Raw genomic sequence first — 20,165 nt, forward strand, 5'->3', positions numbered from 1 at the left:
GGGAGACGGTGGAACCATGTGCGCGAATCATCCCTGCCCCACCCCGAAAGTGTCAAATTTGAAGTCCGATCCAGGGCTCACGCGCTACGATCCACAACTTATCCACAGCGAACGGCCGCTCGTTTGACTGGCGTCGACCGACTGCCTAGAGTGCAGCGGATCCTTCGTCGTTGCCCCGTCAAGGTTGACTCAGTTCCCGCGACATGCGGGGCGCAACCGCGCGGTCGACGTCTCCGGTGTGGAGGCGCGCCCCCAAAGGCGCCCTCACGGTGCTTCCTCTTCTTCTCGATACGCGAGCTCTTTCATGTTCAAGCCAACCTCACGATCCACCATGCTGCGCGTGGCCCTGTGCGCCCTGGCGCTGGCAGCGTGCAAGTCGAGCAAGACGACCACCGAGCCGGGGGCACCGGCCCCCACGGCCTCCGCGGACAACACCGCCCCACCGGCGCCTCAGCGGGTGTCCGTGCGCCCAAAGCTGCGCACGGTGAGACCCTTGCTGGCGGAGGCGCCCCGTGCGGAGCTCGACGTGGACGGCCTCTTTGTCGACATGGGAACGGCCGAGCAGCACAAGTACACGCGCGGCGGCTGGGGCACGGGCTGGGGAGACAACGGGAGCCGTGACGGCGCGACGTTTGGCCGGGCCCTGGCGTCAAACACGGCGCTCGACGTCGAACTCATGAGGCCCGCAACGTCTTTGGTGGTGCAGGCCCGCAGTGACGTTCCAGGCCAGAAGGTCACGCTGTACCTCGACGGAAAGGCCATTGCCTCGGCGGACGTGGGCAGTGACTTCGCCGCGGTTGTTTTCCCTTTCTCATCGCCGGTCGAGGCGGGGCGCCACAGCCTACGGCTCCTGTTCAAACAGCCAGGAGACGTCCGCGCAGAGGTGAACTGGCTTCACCTTCCGGTTGACGCGACGGCGAAGGCCCCACTGGCCGTCCCTCGCGTGATGCCCATCAAGGTGGGTCAGTCTCCCAAACGGGCCCTGGTGGCGCCGTCCTCCCGGACCTACGGGTTCTACGTTCAACCTCCCAAGGGCGCGCGCCTGGTGTTCGACTATGGTTCCACCGTCGACACCACATTCATGGTGCGGGTGGCGACCGATGGCGCAGTGCCGGCCGAGCTTTGGGCCGGCAAAGCCACCAGCAGCTGGAACGAGGCCGAGGTCGACCTGTCCGCTTACGCGGGCAAGGCCATTCGCCTCGAGCTCGCAACGACGGGCGCCCAGGGCGTCACGGGATGGGGCGAACCCGAGCTGATGGTGAGACCGGAGGACCTGGCCGAACCCCTGGCGCTCGAAGCACCCACGCCCCCGAAAAACGTGGTCTTTTTGCTCATCGACACGCAACGGGCCGACGTGTTCGACGCGTTCAATCCAAACAACGGCGTCTCAACCCCCGCCTACGACGGCCTTGCCGCCAAGAGCCTGGTGTTCACCAAGGCCTACGACAACGAGAACTGGACGAAGCCCTCCGTGGCCACCTCGCTGACCGGCGTCTACCCCGTCACCCACGACACCAAATCCGACAGCGCCAGTTTGCCCGAAGGCCTGGAGATGGCCTCTCAAAAGTTCAAGTCCGAAGGCTTCACCACCGCCGGTTTCGTCGCCAATGGGTACGTCAGCGACAAGTTCGGCTTCGACAAGGGCTGGGACATGTTTCGGAACTACATCCGAGAGGGCCGCAAGACCGACGCCGAGAACGTTTTCAAGGATGCGCTGGCATGGCTCGAAGAGCGCAAGCCGGAGGAGCGAACCTTTCTCTACATCCAAACCATCGACCCGCACGTGCCTTACCGCACCGACGAGACCTACACGAAGCCGTATTTCGCGGAAGCCTACAAGGGCAAGCTGGGCCCCAGCATCGAGGCTGAAGAGCAAATCGCGCTTTCGAAGACGCCCGACAAGTTTACCGACGAGGATCGCCGGTGGGTGCGGGCTCAGTACCAGGCGGAGGTCACGTACCACGACACGATGCTGGGCAACTTTCTCAAGGCCCTCGAAGACAAGGGCCGCCTTTCGGACACCCTCTTCGTGATCACGAACGATCACGGCGAGGAGATCGGCGATCACGGGCGCTGGGGGCATGGGCATAGCCTCTATGAGGAGCTGCTGCGCGCGCCCTTGTTGATGCACCACCCGGCGCTGTTCAAGGCGGGCCAGTTCCAGGATGTCGTCGAGCACGTGGACCTGGTTCCCACCTTGGTCGACGCCATGGGGCTGTCACCCATGAAGGGAGCCGATGGCATGTCGCTGCTTCCTGCGCTGCGGGGTGAACCGGTGCAATGGCCGCTCTACGCCGTGGCCGAATTCCAGGAAGCCAAGCGCGCGCTGCGTGTTGGCGATTGGAAACTGATTCGCAGCACCGGCAGCCTGCGCGAGCTTTACGACCTGGCCAACGACCCTGGCGAGACGAAGGACGTCTCGAAGGAACACCCCATCGCGCTGCGCCTGACGGAGGTGCACATGGGCGAAGCGGCAGCCAACCCGCGCAAGCGACAGCGGCTCGATGACGCGGCCACGCGCCAGCGCTTCACGGCCGGTCGCGCCAACATCGATCCCGAAATGCGTCGACAATTGGAAGCGCTCGGGTATTTCGGAGAGTAAACGAAGACTCATGCCCCTCGTGACAGCTGCCCTTCACCCCGCGCCTCGGCTCCGCCCGTGGCTGGCCACCTGCGCGGCCCTGGGCGCCCTGCTCATCGCCGGCCCCGCCGAAGCCTACGTGGGGCCGGGGGCAGGGATCGCGATCGCGACCACCGCGCTCGCCTTCGTGGTGAGCCTGGTCCTGGCCATCTTCGGCCTGCTGCTCTGGCCTCTGCGTTACGTATACCGCCTCGTCTCCCGCAAACGCCCCCCCAGGCCCGCGCGCGTGAAGAGGGTGGTGCTCATCGGACTCGACGGTCTGGACCCGGAGCTGGTGCAGCGGTTCATGGACGCCGGGCGCTTGCCCCACATGAAGCGGCTGGCGGCCAAAGGCGCGTTCTCGAAACTCCGCACCACCTTCCCCGCCATGTCGCCCGTGGCCTGGAGCTCGTTTGCCACAGGCGTGAACCCAGCGAAACACGGTATCTACGATTTCCTCGTGCGCGACCCCAACACCTATCTGCCGGACCTGTCTTCGGCCGAAGTGAAGGGCCCCAAGCGGCACCTCAGCCTGGGCCGCTATCGGATCCCCATCGGGCCGCCGCAGATCCGCCTGCTGCGCAAGAGCAAACCGTTTTGGAAGATCCTGGGCCAGTACCAGGTTCCTTGCTCGATCTTGCGCGTGCCCATCACCTTTCCGCCCGAGTCGTTCGAGGGCACGCTTCTTTCGGCGATGTGCGTGCCCGACCTCGAAGGCACGCAGGGTACGTTCAGCTACTTTACCGATTGCGGGGATGTGGGCGACGCCATTGGGGGTAAACGTGTCTCCGTGAAGGTGGAAGCCGGGGAACGGGTGCATGCCAACCTCGAGGGGCCCGCCAACCCCTTCCTGAAAGACGGTCGAAAGCTGGCCCTCCCCTTCTCCGTGGCGCTCGAGCGGGGCAGAAGCCGCGCCACACTGCGCATCTGCGGAATAAAACACCTTCTCGAGGTCGGGAAGTTTTCGGAGTGGGTACCGCTGACCTTCCCGCTCCTCACAGGGCCGCTTGGGATCGTGGGGCCGAAGCTTCGAGGCATCTGCCGCTTCCGTTTGCTGGAGGTCAAGGATCGGTTCCGCCTGTATGTCACGCCGCTCAACATCGATCCCGAAAACCCGGTGATGCCCATTTCGCATCCGAAGTTCTTCGCAACCTTTCTGGCCAAGCTCTACGGACGCTACGCGACGTTGGGGCTGGCCGAAGACACCTGGGCACTCAACGAACAGGTCCTCGACGAAGACGCGTTCCTCGAACAGGCATGGGCCAATCATGCCGAGCGCGAGGCTCAGTTCTTCGAGATGCTCGCGCGGACACCCCGAGGCCTCATCACCTGCGTGTTCGACGGTTCCGATCGCATCTCGCACATGTTCATGCGCTACCTGGACGAAGGTCACCCGGCCATGGCCAACGACCAGAGCAGCAGCGCGGATCGGGAGCGCTACGCCAAGGTCATCGAGGACACCTATGCGCGCCTCGACGAAATGGTGGGACGCGTGCTCACTGACGTCAGCATCGATGATCCGCGCAACCTGGTTGCCGTGATCTCCGATCATGGTTTCAAGACGTTCCGGCGCGGTGTGAACCTGAACTCCTGGTTGCTCGCCAATGGCTACCTGGCGCTCAAGGAGGGGCACGCCACATCAGGTGAATGGTTCCGCCACGTGGACTGGGAGCGCACTCGCGCCTTCGCCCTCGGGCTGGGCGGCATCTTTTTGAACGTCGTGGGCCGTGAGGCTCAGGGCCAGGTCGAAGCCGCGGCCGCCCCGCTGCTGGCCGAAGAAATCGCGCGCAAGCTCACGGGCCTGGTGGATGGCGATCTCGGGCAGGTGGCGATCCGTGAGGCCTACCCGTCACACAAAATCTACAAGGGGCCCTACGCCGAGGACGCACCCGATCTGGTCATCGGTTATGCGGCTGGATGGCGCGCCTCCTGGGAAGGTGTGCGCGGCGTGGTGAACGCCACGATCTTCGACGACAACACCAAGGCCTGGAGCGGCGACCACTGCATCGATCCCGAGCTGGTGCCCGGTGTGTTCATCTGCAACCACAAGCTCTTGCCTGCCGATCACGAACCTGCCATTTCCGACCTGGCACCGACGCTGCTCGATCTTTTCGGCATCCCAGCCCCTCGCTACATGGATGGAAAAAGCCTTGTGCCCGCCCAGTGAGCTTCTGCGACGCCCAGTCCTCGTGGGTTTGGGCCTTGGCCTGCTGAGCGTCGTGCTGATGGGCTCGGGCTGTCGTAAGCCCGTGGTCCTCGAAGGACGCCCTCACGACAAAAAGCTCGTCGTACTCGGCATCGATGGCATGGATCCCAACCTCGTGCGCCAGTACATGGCCCGAGGGCGCTTGCCTCATCTCGAGCGCTTGGCCAAGCGCGGGACGTTCACGTCGCTCGCCACCACCAACCCTCCGCAAAGCCCGGTGGCCTGGTCGAGCTTCATTACCGGCATGCACACGGAGGGACACGGCATCTTCGATTTCGTGCACCGTGACGTGGAGGCAATGGGCCCTTACCTCTCCACATCGCGGGCCGACGAGCCCACCGTGCTCGCGCTCGGCTCTTTCGTGTTGCCGCTCGATGCGCCCGAGATGAAGCTGCTCCGCCACGGGGATGCCTTTTGGCAACTGCTCGAGCAACACCAGGTGCCGGCCTTCGTGCACAAGATCCCCGCAAACTTCCCTCCGGCTCCAACCGAGGACGCCGTGTCTTCGTCCGACATGGGAACGCCCGATCTGCTCGGCACCTACGGCACGTTCCAGGTCATCACCTCCGGCAGTGACTTCAAACCGAATGAGGTCAAGGGAGGCATTGCCCAGGTCGCCCACAAGGACGGCGCGGGCGTCTGGCGTAGTCAGCTCGATGGCCCCCCCAGCCCCTTTTCGAACAGTGGCAAGCCCATGCAAGTGCCCGTGAGCGTGGCGGTCGACGGCACGAACGCCGTGGTGACCGTGGGAGGCACCGACGTGGTGCTCGCGCAGGGAGAGTGGAGCGGCTGGGTGCCCGTTGCATTTTCGCCAGGGGTCCTGGCCGGTGACCTTCACGGGATGGTGCGTCTTTTCCTCAAAAGCGCACGCCCCAATCTGCTCGTGTACGTGAGCCCCATAAATCTCGACCCTTTGCATCCGGCGATGCCCGTTTCGTCACCACCGGCTTACGTCGAGAAGCTGGCGGCCGAGGTGGGGCGCTTCTTCACTCAAGGCATGGCGGAGGACACCAAGGCCCTGTCGGCAGGCGTTCTGACGGACGAAGAATACGTGGCCCAGGCGCTGGGTGTGTTCGACGAGCGCATGCGCTTGCTCGAGCGCACGCTGGGTGACTTCAACGGGGGCCTCTACTTTTTCTACGTGTCCTCGATCGACCTCATTTCCCACATGTTTTGGCGATCGCTCGAACCCGATGCCTCAGCTGAGGACGCCCGCCACGCCCATGTGATCCCCGAGATCTACGAAAAAGTCGACGCCGCCATCGGCCGCGTGTTGGACCGGGTGGGCCCCGAGACGCCCGTCATCGTCATGTCCGACCACGGCTTTACGTCTTACCGGCACAAGGTGCATCTCAATACCTGGCTTGCGCACCATGGGTACCTCGCGCTGGCGGACAAGCCCGGTCCTGGGCCGCTTGGACACATCGACTGGGACAATACGCAGGTCTATGCGTTGGGCCTCAACCAGGTTTTTTTGAACCTTGCCGGTCGCGAACCCCGTGGCGTGGTGCCTGCCCTCGAGCGCGATCAGCTCCTCGCCCGCCTCTCCCGCGAGCTTTTGGCCTGGCGTCACGACGAGACGGGGCAGCGGGTCGTGACGAAGACCGCGACCCCGCCGCCCGGTGAGTTTGGCCGCTTGGCGCCCGATCTGCTCGTGGGCTACAACCGCGGGTACCGCAGCAGCGACGAATCTGCCACTGGCATGCTGACGAGCGAAGAGATTGAACGCAACACGGGCAAGTGGAGCGGCGACCACTGCATCGATCCGGCGCACGTGCCCGGCGTCATCTTCAGCAGCCGCACACCGCTGGCCGCGCAGCCCGGGCTGGTCGACCTGGCTCCGACGATCCTGCGGTACTTCGGCATTACGCCACCTGCAGGCATGGCGGGCCAGGATCTCTGGGCCGCGCCGCACTGAACGGGCACCCCCTACGACGAGGAGAGACATGGCCGACTACAAGATTCCCAAAGCCCTCAAGACCCGCATCGCCGACGTCGCTCAGAAGCACGATCTGGGCACCCCCGAGACCGCCGCCGACCACTTCATCACCCGCGGCCTCAAGGCCTACGAGGCGCCCGCCGGTTCCGTGAAGCAGCAATTGGCCTACCTCGTGGACGAACAGGGTTACTCGTCAATCGACGAGGCCGTCGAGCATTTGCTCGTGCGTGGGCTTCGCGCCTACGAGGAATCGGCGTCCAGCCCCGAGGAACTCGAAGCCCGGCTCCGTGGTTTGGGCTACATCGATTGACCCCCTCCGCTTGCCAGCAGGATCTGCCGTGCGTCGCCTGATCGAGTTGAGCCTGTATCCGTTCGACGCTTTGCCCGAGGCGCTCGCCCTCACCCTGCTCGCCGTCATCACGGGCGTCGTGTTGCTGCTCCTGGTGCGCACCACCACGCCCCAGCGCTTCGTGGATCGCGCACGCAACCGCATGACGTCCGCGGTCTACGAGACGCGCCTGTTCCTCAACGATCCCGGCCGTCTCATCAAGGCCCAGGGCCGCTTGGTCGTGTGGAGCTTCGTCTACGTCGCGGCCATGCTGCCAGCCTTCGTGCTCGCCGCAGTGCCCATGGGGCTCTACTACCTGCACTTGGAAGGCCGTTACGGAAAGGCCCCTGTTGCACTCGGAGCCCCCTTGGTGCTGCGGGTGGACTATGCAGAGGGACGGGCACCGGCCGACCTTGCGCTAAACCTTCCCCAAGGCGTGCGCCTGACCGCAGGCCCGGTGGGCGTTCCTCACCTCGCCCGGGTCTATTTCCGCCTCGAGGTTCAGCGCCCGGGCGTCTACGATCTGCAACTGCGGGCGGGCGGCGAAACGCTCTCCAAGCGTTTGGTCGCGGCCCGGGGTACGCCGGTCAGTGACACGCGCGGGCGGGGTTTCGCTGCGCTTTTCGAGCAGTCCCTCGAGCCCGGCCTTCCTGCGGGGGCCATCGAAAAGCTCAGTCTGATCCACCCGGACCGCACGGATACCTGGCTGCGCATGCCCTGGTGGATGTACTGGATGGTAGGGGCGACAGTCGCCGCCCTCGCCCTTCGTAAGCCGCTCGGCGTGGCTCTTTAGCGCCTGCGCGACGCCGCAACCAACGGTGAGCGCGTAGCCCCGTCGGAACACGGCAGCATTGGCCGCGCGCTTGCACCCCCTTTGCCCGAGGGGAATGGATGACGCTCGACGGAATGACGAAGGCTTTGCTCCTTTTAGGGGGTGCAGGCATAGCTCTATCTCGGATCAAGAGGGCACGGCGGCGGCTTGACTTCGCCGGGCGCTCCGTGGTGATCGCCGGCGGCTCGCGCGGCTTGGGTCTCGCCATTGCACGCCAACTCGTCGACGAGGGCGCTGACGTGACGCTGCTGGCGCGGGATCGCAGCGAACTCGATCGCGCCACGAACGAGCTCGAGGAGCGGAACCCGCGGACCATCCCCCTGGGTCTCGTCTGTGACGTGACGGATCGTGCCCAAGTCGACGAGGCCATTCGTTTCGTGGCCGAGAGCCACGGACGGATCGACGTTCTTCTCAACGTCGCAGGTGTGATTCAAGTGGGCCCGTGGGAACAGATGGCCGTGGAGGACTACGAAAACGCCTTCGCCGTGCACTTCTGGGGACCTCTTCACACCATGAGAGCCGTCATCCCCCACATGAGCAAACGGGGGCTCGGCCGCATCGCGAACATCTCCTCCGTGGGCGGCGCCGTGGGCGTACCGCACCTTCTGCCTTATGCGAGCAGCAAGTCGGCCCTGATCGGGCTTTCCGATGGATTGCGTGCGGAGCTCGTCACCCGAGGCATTCGCGTGACGACCGTCGTGCCGGGACTCATGCGCACCGGCTCACACGTCAAGGCGCTGTTCAAGGGTCAGCAGGAAAAGGAATACGCGTGGTTCGCGACAGCCGATGCCACGCCAGGCATTTCGCTTGCCGCCGACAAAGCGGCCCGCAGGGTGATCGAGGCCGTTCGCTTCGGTGATTTTCACGTGGCCATAGGGTGGCCCGCGCGGATGGCGGAGCTCATGCAGGGCCTGGCGCCCGGCTTCACGGCCGCTGCCCTGGCCTTAGGCAACCGTCTGCTCCCGGGCCCCTCAGGAGCGCCGGGCGCCGACGTTGCCGTGCCGGGCGGACAAACGGAGGCACACCGGCAGGCGGAGGCGCGCGGATCGGTGCTCACCGCGAACGCAGACCAAGCCATAGGCATGATGAACCAGGACCCGCAACGGAGTTCCTGAGGACCGATCACCCATTCACGTCAGGAGACAGGACATGGAACGAAGAAAAAGGGGCTCACGTGCGAAGAACGTCGGCACGGCTGAGCGCAGCGTCAGCGTGGCGCTGGGCGCAGTGTTGGCGTGGTCAGGGCTCCGTCGGAGCGGACTCGCACGTCTGATCATGCTTGGCGGCGGGGGCTTCCTTGGTGTGAGGGGAGCTACGGGCCACTGTCCGGTGTTTTCCCGCTTTGGACTCGACACGAGCCCGCAGGCCCGAAGTGAGGGCTTCACGCTCAGGCGCGCGGTGACCGTTGGCTGTGCGCAGGAAGACGCCCGGAGCGCATGGCTCGACCTTGTCACGGGGCCCGAGACCAGCGGCTCGGCCGAGCTGTCGCTCTTGCGGCAAGCCGATGCGGTCATTGCCGAGGACGAACTTTCGGGCCTCATCAGCTGGCGGCACGAAAACGGCTATCCACGTCGCAGCGGCAGCGTACGCTTCACGCCGGCACCGGGAGACCGTGGCACTGAAATCCACGTCCAGTTGCGAACCGTGCCGAGCAAGAGCTGGATCTCTGCCGTGGCGCGGCCGCTGCTGCGTCAGTCCGTGGACGTGAAGCTGGGACAGGAGCTTCGTCGCATCAAGCAAATCATCGAAACGGGCGCGCCTTCCACCGCACGACGCCGTGGGCAGGCCCTCACGCCAAGAGATCCGTATCCGCCGGTGGCGACGCCACCCGTATTCGAGGAGGTGAATCCATGAAAGCGGTCGTGTGGCGCGGAAAGCGCAATGTTCAGGTGGAAACGGTGAACGACCCGGAGCTGGTGGACTCCCGAGACGTCATCCTGGAGGTGACGCGTACGGCGATCTGCGGCTCGGATCTTCACCTGTACGACGGATACATGCCCACGATGGAAAAGGGCGACATTCTGGGTCACGAGTTCATGGGCCACGTGGTGGACATGGGGCCGGACGTGCGGAACCTCTCGCTAGGTGATCGCGTGGTGGTGCCGTTCAACATCGCTTGTGGGCAATGCTTCTTCTGCAAAACCGATTTATGGTCCCTATGTGACAACTCGAACCCCAACGCGTGGGTCACCGACAAAGTCTACGGCCAACCGGCCGCGGGTTTGTTCGGTTACTCCCACATGATGGGTGGCTATGCTGGCGGCCAAGCCGAGTACGTGCGCGTGCCTTTCGCCGACGTGGGATGCCTGCGGATCGAAAGCGACCTCGACGATGACAAGGTGCTCTTCCTGTCCGACATCTTCCCCACGGGGTACATGGCGGCCGAGAACTGCAACATCAAGCCGGGTCAGATCGTCGCGGTGTTCGGCTGTGGCCCGGTGGGCCAGTTCGCCATTCAGAGCGCCTGGCTGCTGGGGGCAGAACGGGTGATCGCGATCGATGACGTTCCTGAACGTCTGGAGATGGCGCAAACCGCGGGCCGGGCAGAGGTGATCAATCTGCAAAGCGAAGGGGTGCTGGAACAGTTGCGGGATCTCACGGGCGGCCGCGGCCCCGACGCGTGCATCGACGCGGTGGGGCTCGAGGCTCACGGGAGCTCGCAGATCGACGGAGGCACTTACGACCGCGTCAAGCAAACGCTGCGGCTCGAGACGGACCGTGCGGCGGCGCTGCGCCTTGCGATCATGGCCTGCCGAAAGGGCGGCACGGTATCGATTCCGGGGGTGTACGGAGGCCTCATCGACAAGTTCCCGCTGGGGGCGGCGTTTGGAAAGGGGCTCACGCTGAAGATGGGACAAACGCACGTTCACCGCTACATGCGGGGGTTGTTGGACGTGATCGAGCGCGGCACAGTGGACCCATCTTTCGTGATCACCCACCGCGTTCCCTTGGAAAGCGCGCCCAAAGCCTACGAAACCTTCGTCCACAAGCGCGACAAGTGCATCAAGGTCGTGATGACACCAGGCGCGGCGTGAGGGGTCGGAAGGGCGGAGAGGCGGAAAGGAAAGAGCAACATGACGAGCGGACGAGGCAAACAGGGGCAGCAACAGCGGGCGGGAAGGCCCCGCAGCAACAGCACGCCTGCCGACAGCGACTTTCAGGACGCGTTCGAGGCGAGGCTCGACGAAAGTGGACGGCACGGGGGGCGTCCCCACGAGGGGCTGGTGGGCCCGCACGAACACAAGCGGGAAGCCAGCCCGGACGCGCACGCGGTGGACCGTGACCCGGAAATAGAAGAGAGTCTGCCCGCCTCGGGCGGCAGCGACGTGGGCCCTACGGCCACGGCGAAGCGGCAGGCGGACGAGCGGCACCGGCGCGAAGACGAGCTGGGCCATCATGCGGCGGGACGGGGCGACCGCTTGCGGGCCGAAAACGACGAAGACGTGAGCCGGGAAGACCTGGACGAAGCGCGCAAGCAAGCCGACGAGGTGGTGGCGCACGGCGCGCCGGGGCCCGAGCGCACCTCTGACGAGCACGGGGCCCCCCGGCGCTAGGGGCCAAGGCGGCGGCGAGGAAAGCGGAAGGCGTTCGTCGAACCCCCGCGGTCCTCGGACTCTCCCGGGGATATCTGCTAACCATGAGGAGCCACCGCTACACCTCTTGCGCACTGCAGCTCACCGGAACCTCCCCCCTCCCCATGCCCCTCGCCGACACCGCCGCTCCGCCCCCTCCTGAAACCCTTCCCGTGTTCGTCGTGTCCGGGCTTCCGCGCTCAGGCACTTCGCTGATGATGCGGATGTTGGAGCTCGGGGGGCTGCCCGTGCTCACCGATGGCGAACGGGCCGCCGATGTCGACAACCCCCGTGGTTACTACGAGCTCGAGCGCGTCAAGCGGCTCAAGGCCGACAGCAGCTGGGTGCAAGGCGCCGAGGGACACGTGGTGAAGGTGATCTCACAGCTGCTCCCCGACCTGCCACCGTCGCACCGGTACAAGGTGGTGTTCATGCGCCGCCATCTCGACGAGGTGCTCGCCTCGCAAAAGAAGATGCTGGCGCATCGGGGGGAGGACAACCCGTCGCAGGACCAAGAGATGAAGGAGCTCTTCATCCAGCACCTCGACGAGACCGAGCGCTGGCTGCGGCAAGCGCCGCACGTGGAGGTGCTCTATCTCAACTACACGCGCGTCATGACCGAACCTCTCGCGCAGTCCCTCCGCCTCGCCCGCTTTTTGGATGTGCCCGTGAGCGCCGAAAAGATGGCCAGCGCCGTCGAGCCGTCGCTCTACCGAAACCGGGTGTGAAGGCGTCCGCGCCTTCGCGCTGGTCGTGCAGACCTACGGCGCCTCCGGTCGCGTGCCGCCGCTGGCAGGTTCAATCCGCGAGACGTCCGGATGCGCGGCAAGCAGCTGAATCTGAGGCCAGGTTAGATAAGCCTCGAACGCATTCACAAGCCAGAATGTATCGGTGCTCGCTGCGCCACCCATCGTGGCGATGGCCTCGCGCACACACCGCTGCGCCGCCAAATTCTCCTGCGTCCAACGCTCTTTGATGCGTGTCGACTCAACGCAAGGCTCCGGACAGTTGGGAAGGGGGCAAACTTTCGCGCCACCCTTCACGCTCACCAAGGCCTTTGCGACCCCCGCGTACGCCGCAAACGTCGCTCGGGCGGAGTCGCTGATCTTCCCCTCGACGTCCTCGGTCATCGACGAGCAGCTTTTCGTCGGAATGGGCTTGGAAACGTCGGGAGGACAACCAGCTTTCCCTTCGGGTTCAAACTGCAGGTCCGGAGACGTCCAGACGCGCTTCACATAAGGATGCGCGGCAATCGAGACGGCCTCGTCCCAGGTGAGTCCGACGCCGAAGGCCTTCAACGTCGCCGCGGCTTGGCCGGTCGGCGGCAGTCCAGGCGCCGAAACGTCCCCACGTTGAGACACGTACGCCACGTTCAACGTCGACACGTTCGAGGAGGCGTCGAGCCATCGCTTGACGCACGTGACGTGGCGGGTGTTCAAGATCGTGCGCTCCCACTGCCTTGCAACGCTGCTTCCGCAGCCACCGCCTTCGGGACAAGCGAGGGGAGCAGGCAGCAGACCCTCGTCCTTCATTTCCACGATCACGGGCCTTCGTCCCTGGGTTTTGAGGTCGTCAATCCCTGCAATCTTCGAGGCAACGTCCTCATTGGCCGCGGGGCAATCGGATGGCGGGGCGGGCGCGGGTGTACCGAGCGCTGCGACTGTGCCCGGAGCCGGCTCGATCCTCTCGACCAACGGGCTTGCTGCGACCCGAGCCGTGCTGGACCAGGGAAAAGACAGCTCGAAGCTGAGGAGGAGGGGCGCCGGCACTCCGAAAGAATCGTATTGGGGCCGGAACGTGTCAACGATTTAGAGACAGAAGGTTTTGGAAATATGTGTAGCGCCGCTGCAGCACGGCTCTGGCAATCTGCCCACAACCGCACAGCGTCGCTGGTCATGTGAGGACCTACGACCGCTGTGCACATGTGGACAGAGCCAGAGCCGCACCTCCGCTCATGGCTGGCTCGGAGCCTCGGCGCCGGGTAGCACGATGACAGGCGGTCCTGATGGAGGTGGCGGTGTCCAGAAGACAGCGGCCTGCTCGTCATCCAGGCGAAGCACGGTGTCAGCTGTTTGAGGAGCAGCATCAATGGGGTTGAGTTCGACGCGCACAGGGGGACGCAAAGCGATGGGGCGCCCCTTCACAAAGCGTTCTGGGTTGCGGGCAAATGCATCGTCCAGCGCTTGCTGACGACGCATGAGGATGTCCTCGACCTGGCCCTTGAACACCTGCTCCGGCGTGTAGAGGGCCAAGCCATCGTGATGGTGCTTTTCGTTGTACCAACCAAAGAATGCGCCTGCCCAACGGCGCGCGTGGTGGACGTCCTTGAAGCGTCCCGGGTAGTCGGGCTGATACTTGACCGTGTGGAAAAGTGATTCAGAGAAGGCGTTGTCATTCGACACCCTCGGGCGCGAGTACGTTCGCTCGACGCCCAACGTACCCAACAGCTCGGCGAACCCATGGCTGGTCATCGGAGCGCCCCGGTCTTGATGCACCGTAAGCGTCTTGGGCTCTATACCGTAGCGTCCGATCGCCTCGCGGAATAGCTGCTGCGCCAGTGCGCTGTTCTCCCGCTCCGAAATCATCCATGCCACCACGTAGCGGCTGTACATGTCGAGAATCACGTACAAGTTCAAGAATGTTCCCCTCACGAAAGTCGCGAGTTTCGAGACATCCCAGCTCCACACTTGGTTCGGTGCGGTTGCCGTCAAGCGCGGCACTGCATGGCGCTGAGGAGTCCGGTGATTCCGCCGGTCCTTGATGGGGGCTCGCTCTGCAAGCACGCGATACATCGTCCGTAGTGAGCAAAGATAAATCCCAGCTGAAAGCAGCTTCCCATAGACCTCGCGTGGTGGCTGATCCACGTTCTCGTCCGAATCCAACACGCTCAGGATGTTCTGCCGCTCTTCATCGGGAATCCGTCTGTGCGCCTTCCGCGGCCCGCGCTTCCTCTGCGGACCTGCTTTGGGATACAAGTGTCGGTAAGCTGTCGCGCGGCTCAGCCCTACTGCGTCGCATGCCGCAGTCATCGAGACCTCCGGCGGGCGCTGTTGGACGAGCTCAAGGAGCTGTCCTGTGCTTCTTCGATCCTCGGCAGCGCTATCCCGAGAATCTCGTGCGCTTTTCCCGAAAGCTCCAACAGCGCCTCCGAGATGCGAAGCTTGTCTTCCAGCTTTGCATTGCGCTTCTCCAGCTCGGAGATCCGCCGATCCTTTGCGTCCCTGATCGGCTTACGCCCGACCTTCTTTCCTTTCAGACCCTTGGCCCCCTCCGCCTCGAGGCGCAGCCGCCAGCTCGCAAGCTGCGACGCGTAGATGCCTTCCTTCCGCAGTAGCTTCCCCACGTCACCGCGCTCGGTGCATGCGTCGGCTTCTCTCAAGATCCGGAGCTTCTCCCCCGCGCTGAACTTTCGCCGCTGCGGCCCGTCGTTCTCCGGCAGCGCGATCACTTCGTTGTCGATGCTTACTGGTTTTGGCACTTCTTCTTGACCACTCTCGCCCCACAATGTACTTCAGTTCTTGTCAATCTGGCGTCTCGGGTATTGTTGCCACGGGGGGGGGCATCTCGTACCACAGCGGCAGAACCCCTGCAGCGCCCCTCGTGACCCCGGCCGCCACAAGAACGCAGGCGAAGTGCAGCTCGTTGAGTCTCCTTCGTACCTCGAGAGGCGCCGATGCGATTGCCCGCAATGTGACCATCAAGCGGGTGCTGGCTCCACCGCGCGCGACCAGAGCCTGCTCCTCGAAGACCTTGCCCTCGGGGCTCTCAAAGGTCGAGGGGCAGCCAGAAAGGTCAACGCTTCCACCGTCCCGGTCTCCCGCGTCTGGCAAAGCGGGTCCCAACGACTTCCCCTCGCCTAAGCAGGCAGCAACGGCGGGGAACAGCCAAAGCCAAGACGACGAGCACTCGATCGGGCGCATCTTTACTCCGGAGAACCGCGTGGGGCGCTTGGCGGTAGGGGATCCAAGCTTTCCGAAGCGGATTTAGCGAACGAGCAACGCGTAGTATACCACCTGCGCTCCGGTCACGTTGGGACCACGGTTTCGAGCGTCCGCTGAGCAATCTCCCGGCGCAAGCAGCGGCATCGGAAATCCCCCCACGGGAGCCCATCACGGTCCCGCGCACGGTCCCTGGGCTCGACCGATGAGTCCGAGGCTCCCAACGAGTCCAAGTGCGAACACCACGCCCTCGGCCATGAGGGTGAAGGACTTGAGTTGAAATTAGAGGGGTGCGGTTGCGATTCCCCTTGCGGGTACGGGTCCGAGCATACCTTTTGCAGACTCCGCCTTACGAAAAGCAGTAGGAAGGAGAAGAATATGCCTGAACTGATGACCTGCGTATGGTTCGACCACGGTGAGGCCAGCAAAGCGGCCAAGCTTTATGCGGACACCTTTCCCAACAGCCACGTCGGCCGTGTAAATCTAGCTCCCGGTGACTTTCCTGGAGGCAAAGAGGGAAGCGAGCTGACGGTCGAATTCACGGTCATGGGTCAGCGCTTCATAGGTCTCAATGGCGGCCCCAACTTCAAGCCCAATGAGTCTATGAGCTTCGTGGTGGTGACCGAAACGCAGGAAGAGACCGATCGCTATTGGAATGCCATCGTTGCAGGTGGAGGGTCCGAGAGCGCGTGTGGATGGTGCAAAGATCGATGGGGCTTCTCGTGGCAGATCACCCCCAGGCGTCTACTGGAGTTGACGACCGGCTCCAACCGCGATGAAGCCAAGCGTGTCTTTGACGCGATGATGACCATGACGAAGATCGATATCGCGGCCCTCGACGCCGCGGCCCGCAACACATGAGGAGACAGGTATCCATGTCGTACATCGATGGTTTCGTGATTGCCGTCCCGACGGCGAACAAGCAAGAGTTCATCGACCACGCCCGGCTGGGTGACGAAGTGTTCATGGAGCTCGGGGCGTTGCGTGTCGTCGAGTGCTGGGGCGACGACGTGCCCCCGGGGAAGGTGACCGACTTCCGCCGTGCGGTTCAAGCCACCGAAGAGGAGTCGGTCGTGTTCTCGTGGATTGAGTGGCCGGATAAGGCCACGCGCGATGCTGCCTACGAAAAGATGCAAGATTGGATGAACAATCCAGAAAAGGCCGACCCACGGATGGACCCGAACAAGAACCCGATGCCCTTCGATGGCAAGCGGCTCATTTTCGGCGGGTTTTCTCCTCTGGTGGATCTATCGAAAAAAGCCTGACATACCAAACCTCGCCTCACGCCGGAGCGCCTTCGAACATGGGCCGCCGTCAACCCCCATGAAAGACCGCTTCGATGTTGTGACCGTCGGGATCCCGGACGAATGCACCGTAGTAGTGGGGGTGGTACAAGGGTCGTAAGCCAGGCGGCCCGTTATCCCGGCCGCCCGCCGCCAGCGCTGCAGCGTAAAATGCGTCTACCACCTGGCGGGAAGTCACTTGGAACGCTACGTGAGCCGGCGGGCTCCCCGGGTCGCCCGTACCGATCCAGAAGTCAGGCTTGCCGTTCTCGCCGTACCCGGCAGCGGACACTCCGCCGGGGTTGGCGTTCGCCGGGACCTCCATGAGCAGCGTGTACCCGATGGGCGCCAAGGCCTTTTCGTAGAACGCCTTGCTCTTTTCGTAGTCGCTCACGTTCACTGAGGTGTGGTCAATCATGGGGATAGTATACGGCCCACGACACCACTGGATCCCCTTGCGGCCCGCAGCCCCTTTAGCCTCCCCAGAGACTCGGCCGATTGAGAGGCCCATGCGGGTGTCCACGAAAACTGCGCCACGCTCGCCGGTGGCTGCTTCGCCTGTGTTCAACAATGAAGCGGCCGATTGCGCCCACGCACCCACGGCGCATCGAGCATGGCACGGTGTTCGGCGTCGAGGTGCAACGCCGAGCACCTACGCCTTGACCGCCCCGTAGGCGGGGGACCGCTCAGAACAGCCGGGCCAGCAGGCCGCCCACGCCTTCACCCCCCTTATTGCTGAGGAATCGCACCACGATCGGAACGAACTTGCCCAAAGTGTCGGCATCGAGGTTGAAGGCCTTGAAGCTACTCAGCACGGAAGCAACCTCGCCCACGCCTCCGAGGCCGCCCATTCCGCCCACTAGGGACGAAACAGCTCCGAACAGACCACCGCCCCCGTCCGGGCGCTTCCCTTCAGCAAGCGCCATGGCGCCATCGGCCTCGAGACCGCCCAGCGTGGAGCGGACCTGCTCGAACTCACCCCCGGATAGCTTCTGTTTCGCGAAATTGAGCAGGGTTCCCACCCCGCCCTCGGCCTGCTTCGCGTCCAGGTTTAGTCCCGACATCAATTGGCTCAAGAGCTCTTGCATGGCCGCAGAATGCACCGGGGCCGTGTGCGGCCACAAGAGGCTCTTGTGTCCCCCGCGGCGTGTTCGAACCGGATGGGACGTGGTTTGGGAGGGTACCGTACGTTCCCCTGTTGCTACCAGGTCAGGACGGGCGCCCACCCGGACATCGGGTTTGCTGTGCTAGCTTCGGCCCGTGAGAACCACCGTCCTCCCCCACCCCGCCCTTTTCGTTGCCGCCTTGCTCTGTGCCTCCGCCCCCGCGGCGGCCAGTGACAAGCCGCCCCAGATTGACCTCATCACCTCCCGCCACCTTTTTCACCTCTACGGTGAGGGGCTGGTGGTCTCATTCGTGAGTGAGGGATTCCGCAAATACAGCCAGGAGTACAGTTCGCCCTGGGGCCAAGTGAGCAACCTCGACGGACGCGCAGGGCGCGTGTTGTCGGGGCGCGCCGCCATCCTGAGCGTGCCCGCAGACAGCACGGGTCCCGCCACGCTGCGGGTGCGCGCCCACGGACTGACCGCGGGCCAAAAGATCTCCGTCTTCGTCAACGGTAAAAACGTCAAAAACACCGAGCTGCCCGCCACCTGGGAGCCGCTGCTCGTGCCCATCGCCGACAAGATCCTGAGCCCCGGAGACAACGAACTGCGCTTCGTGCTGGCGAAAAAAGCGCCACAAGGCTACGCCCTGTTTTCCTCCCTCGAGCTTCTGCCGAGCGGCGTCGAGGACGCAGGCGCGCCGCCCGCCCCGGGGCCCGTGGGCACGCTCGACGTGGGCGCCGGCGCCAAGGAAGCCCTCACGGGCTTTGCTCGTCACAGCGTCTTCGTGGAGATCCCTCCCCGCGCGCGCTTCGAGGCGCAAACCGGCGCCGCAGCCGCCACCATCTTCGTGCTTTCTGCCACCACGCCCGACGGCAAGACCCACGCCCTACTCGACGCCAAGCAGGACAAAGGCTGGGCACCCCGGGTGGTCAAACTCGACGCGCTGGCGGGACAACTCGTGCGACTGGATCTGGCCATCAAGGGCGATCCCAAGGCCGCCGGTTGGGCAGACGCGCGGATCGTGGTCGAGGCCCCCCGTGCCGCGCGCCCTCCGGTCTACAAAAATGCGATCCTCATCGTCGTGGATGCGCTTCGGCAAGATCGGGTGCCCCTTTACGACCGCGCGCCCGCAGGCAAGACCCGCGTGGCCATGGCCAACGTGATGAAGCTGTTCGCGGAGCAAGGTGTGGCCTTCATGCACAACCAGGCCGCCTCGCCCTCGTCGCCTCCCTCCCACGGCAGTATTCAAACCGGCATGATCCCCCGCGTTCATGGCGTGGTCGGTGACAAAGCCCAAGTCGAGCCGGGCACGCCCACGATAAGCGGGCAGCTCGCCGACGCCGGCTTCGCTACGGGCTACTACGGCAACAACCCCTTCGGCATGGCCCGCCAAGAAAAGCCCGGGACGTGGACCGAGTTTCACCATCCCAACCAGGAAGGCAAGAGCATCGATTGCACGGCCCTCGTGACCGAGATGCTGGGCTTCGCCGAGAAACAGGCGAAGGCGGGCAAACGCTTTTTCATTTCTTCCCTGCCCTACGAAACCCACACGCCCTACCGCTACCACGAAGGCGTAACCGACAGGTTTCACAAGGGGGACTTTGGCCCTCCCGTCGGCAAGCTCGTCGACGGGGATCTGCTGGGCAAACTCAGCTTCGGCAAGCTGACGCTCTCCGAGTCGCAATGGAACCAGCTGCGTGCGCTCTACGACGGCGAGGCCGAACACTTCGACAGCTGCTTCGCCCAGCTGCTCCAAGGCCTTCACAAACTGGGCCTTGCGAAAGACACCGCCATCGTGCTCACCGCCGACCACGGAGAAGGTCTTCACGAGCACGGCTACATGGGTCATGCGTGGGGACACTTCGAGGAGGTCTCGGCCGTTCCCATGGTAATCTTCGGTGCCGGTCTCGAGCCGGCTGCCTTGAAAGTGGACGTGGTCACAGGGCACATCGACATCGTGCCCACCGTCCTGGACCTCGTGGGGGTGCGGCCGAGCGAACGCATCCAGGGCATGAGCCTCTTGCCACTGGTGCAAACCAAGGGCGCGTGGACGCCCCGGGTGCTCTCACTCGAGTACGGCCGTAGCTACGCCCTACGCGCCCGCTCGTGGAAATACATCGTCGACTACGACGGCAGCGAGCACGTCTACGATCTCGAAAAGGACCCCGGTGAAAAGATCGACCTGCTGAAGAGTCCCAGCGCCCGCGGAGCCTTCGGCGTGCGTTACCTGCGCGACCTGGCCGGACTTTTCCTCACTTACCGTAACGACTGGCGCGCGGCCACCTGGGGCGATCTGAACAACCACGGCCCCGGGCTGCTGCGCGCGGCCGGCCCCTGACGA

At 64.3% G+C, this 20,165-nt stretch carries 17 protein-coding genes and 1 pseudogene; 13 read left to right on the forward strand and 5 right to left on the reverse strand.

The genetic code is table 11. The features are described from left to right. Window positions 1–304 precede the first annotated feature (304 nt). The 10 genes from KA712_22580 to KA712_22625 all read left to right on the forward strand — a co-directional run bounded on the left by KA712_22580 (window position 305) and on the right by KA712_22625 (window position 12,225). The gene (locus KA712_22580; protein ID MCG5055754.1) at window positions 305–2,602 is read left to right on the forward strand and encodes a sulfatase-like hydrolase/transferase; all 2,298 of its coding nucleotides are present in this window, start codon (window positions 305–307) and stop codon (window positions 2,600–2,602) included. Window positions 2,603–2,612: 10 nt separating this feature from the next. After that, complete coding sequence (locus KA712_22585; protein ID MCG5055755.1) at window positions 2,613–4,787, forward strand: alkaline phosphatase family protein; 2,175 nt, start codon at window positions 2,613–2,615, stop codon at window positions 4,785–4,787. Between the two features lie 22 nt (window positions 4,788–4,809). Beyond that, a complete protein-coding gene (locus KA712_22590; GenBank protein ID MCG5055756.1) occupies window positions 4,810–6,744 on the forward strand; it encodes an alkaline phosphatase family protein in 1,935 nt (644 codons plus the stop codon). A gap of 28 nt (window positions 6,745–6,772) precedes the next feature. Then, window positions 6,773–7,075: a hypothetical protein gene (locus KA712_22595; GenBank protein ID MCG5055757.1), complete on the forward strand. Its 303-nt coding sequence runs from the start codon at window positions 6,773–6,775 to the stop codon at window positions 7,073–7,075. A gap of 28 nt (window positions 7,076–7,103) precedes the next feature. Next, window positions 7,104–7,886: a hypothetical protein gene (locus tag KA712_22600; GenBank protein ID MCG5055758.1), complete on the forward strand. Its 783-nt coding sequence runs from the start codon at window positions 7,104–7,106 to the stop codon at window positions 7,884–7,886. A gap of 98 nt (window positions 7,887–7,984) precedes the next feature. Further along, entirely contained in the window at window positions 7,985–9,040 is a 1,056-nt protein-coding gene (locus KA712_22605) for an SDR family NAD(P)-dependent oxidoreductase (GenBank protein ID MCG5055759.1), read from the forward strand. Between the two features lie 34 nt (window positions 9,041–9,074). Then, window positions 9,075–9,779 carry a DUF2892 domain-containing protein gene (locus tag KA712_22610; protein MCG5055760.1) on the forward strand — a complete coding sequence of 235 codons (705 nt, stop codon included), beginning with the start codon at window positions 9,075–9,077 and terminating at the stop codon, window positions 9,777–9,779. Beyond that, window positions 9,776–10,960: a glutathione-dependent formaldehyde dehydrogenase gene (locus tag KA712_22615; GenBank protein ID MCG5055761.1), complete on the forward strand. Its 1,185-nt coding sequence runs from the start codon at window positions 9,776–9,778 to the stop codon at window positions 10,958–10,960. The genes KA712_22610 and KA712_22615 overlap by 4 nt, the downstream gene beginning before the upstream one ends. A 39-nt stretch (window positions 10,961–10,999) precedes the next feature. Further along, a complete protein-coding gene (locus tag KA712_22620) occupies window positions 11,000–11,479 on the forward strand; it encodes a hypothetical protein (protein MCG5055762.1) in 480 nt (159 codons plus the stop codon). Window positions 11,480–11,622: 143 nt separating this feature from the next. Then, the gene (locus KA712_22625) at window positions 11,623–12,225 is read left to right on the forward strand and encodes a sulfotransferase (protein ID MCG5055763.1); all 603 of its coding nucleotides are present in this window, start codon (window positions 11,623–11,625) and stop codon (window positions 12,223–12,225) included. Between the two features lie 33 nt (window positions 12,226–12,258). On the opposite strand, the gene KA712_22630 is transcribed toward KA712_22625, so the two are convergent. The 3 genes and pseudogenes from KA712_22630 to KA712_22640 all read right to left on the reverse strand — a co-directional run bounded on the left by KA712_22630 (window position 12,259) and on the right by KA712_22640 (window position 14,975). After that, window positions 12,259–13,266: a hypothetical protein gene (locus tag KA712_22630; protein ID MCG5055764.1), complete on the reverse strand. Its 1,008-nt coding sequence runs from the start codon at window positions 13,264–13,266 to the stop codon at window positions 12,259–12,261. Window positions 13,267–13,449: 183 nt separating this feature from the next. Beyond that, window positions 13,450–14,577 (reverse strand): annotated as a pseudogene (locus tag KA712_22635) (IS3 family transposase). Next, the gene (locus KA712_22640) at window positions 14,523–14,975 is read right to left on the reverse strand and encodes a hypothetical protein (protein ID MCG5055765.1); all 453 of its coding nucleotides are present in this window, start codon (window positions 14,973–14,975) and stop codon (window positions 14,523–14,525) included. The pseudogene KA712_22635 and the gene KA712_22640 overlap by 55 nt, the downstream one beginning before the upstream one ends. Window positions 14,976–15,813: 838 nt before the next feature. On the opposite strand from KA712_22640, the gene KA712_22645 reads away from it, so the two are divergent. Together KA712_22645 and KA712_22650 are read left to right on the forward strand one after the other, a co-directional pair. Further along, the gene (locus tag KA712_22645) at window positions 15,814–16,296 is read left to right on the forward strand and encodes a VOC family protein (protein ID MCG5055766.1); all 483 of its coding nucleotides are present in this window, start codon (window positions 15,814–15,816) and stop codon (window positions 16,294–16,296) included. A gap of 14 nt (window positions 16,297–16,310) precedes the next feature. Further along, window positions 16,311–16,700 (forward strand): DUF1428 domain-containing protein, encoded by a 390-nt coding sequence (locus tag KA712_22650; GenBank protein MCG5055767.1) that lies wholly within the window; start codon window positions 16,311–16,313, stop codon window positions 16,698–16,700. Window positions 16,701–16,749: 49 nt separating this feature from the next. Here KA712_22650 and KA712_22655 read toward each other — a convergent pair whose 3' ends face one another. Together KA712_22655 and KA712_22660 are read right to left on the reverse strand one after the other, a co-directional pair. Next, entirely contained in the window at window positions 16,750–17,136 is a 387-nt protein-coding gene (locus KA712_22655) for a VOC family protein (protein ID MCG5055768.1), read from the reverse strand. Between the two features lie 268 nt (window positions 17,137–17,404). Further along, on the reverse strand, window positions 17,405–17,806 hold the full coding sequence (locus KA712_22660; GenBank protein ID MCG5055769.1) for a DUF2780 domain-containing protein: 402 nt from the start codon (window positions 17,804–17,806) through the stop codon (window positions 17,405–17,407). Between the two features lie 172 nt (window positions 17,807–17,978). Between KA712_22660 and KA712_22665 the strand changes: the two genes are divergently transcribed. Next, window positions 17,979–20,162, forward strand: coding sequence for a sulfatase-like hydrolase/transferase (locus tag KA712_22665; GenBank protein ID MCG5055770.1), 2,184 nt, complete (start codon window positions 17,979–17,981; stop codon window positions 20,160–20,162). Window positions 20,163–20,165 lie beyond the last annotated feature (3 nt).

This window comes from Myxococcales bacterium (assembly GCA_022184915.1).
Classification (GTDB): domain Bacteria; phylum Myxococcota_A; class Polyangia; order Fen-1088; family Fen-1088; genus JAGTJU01.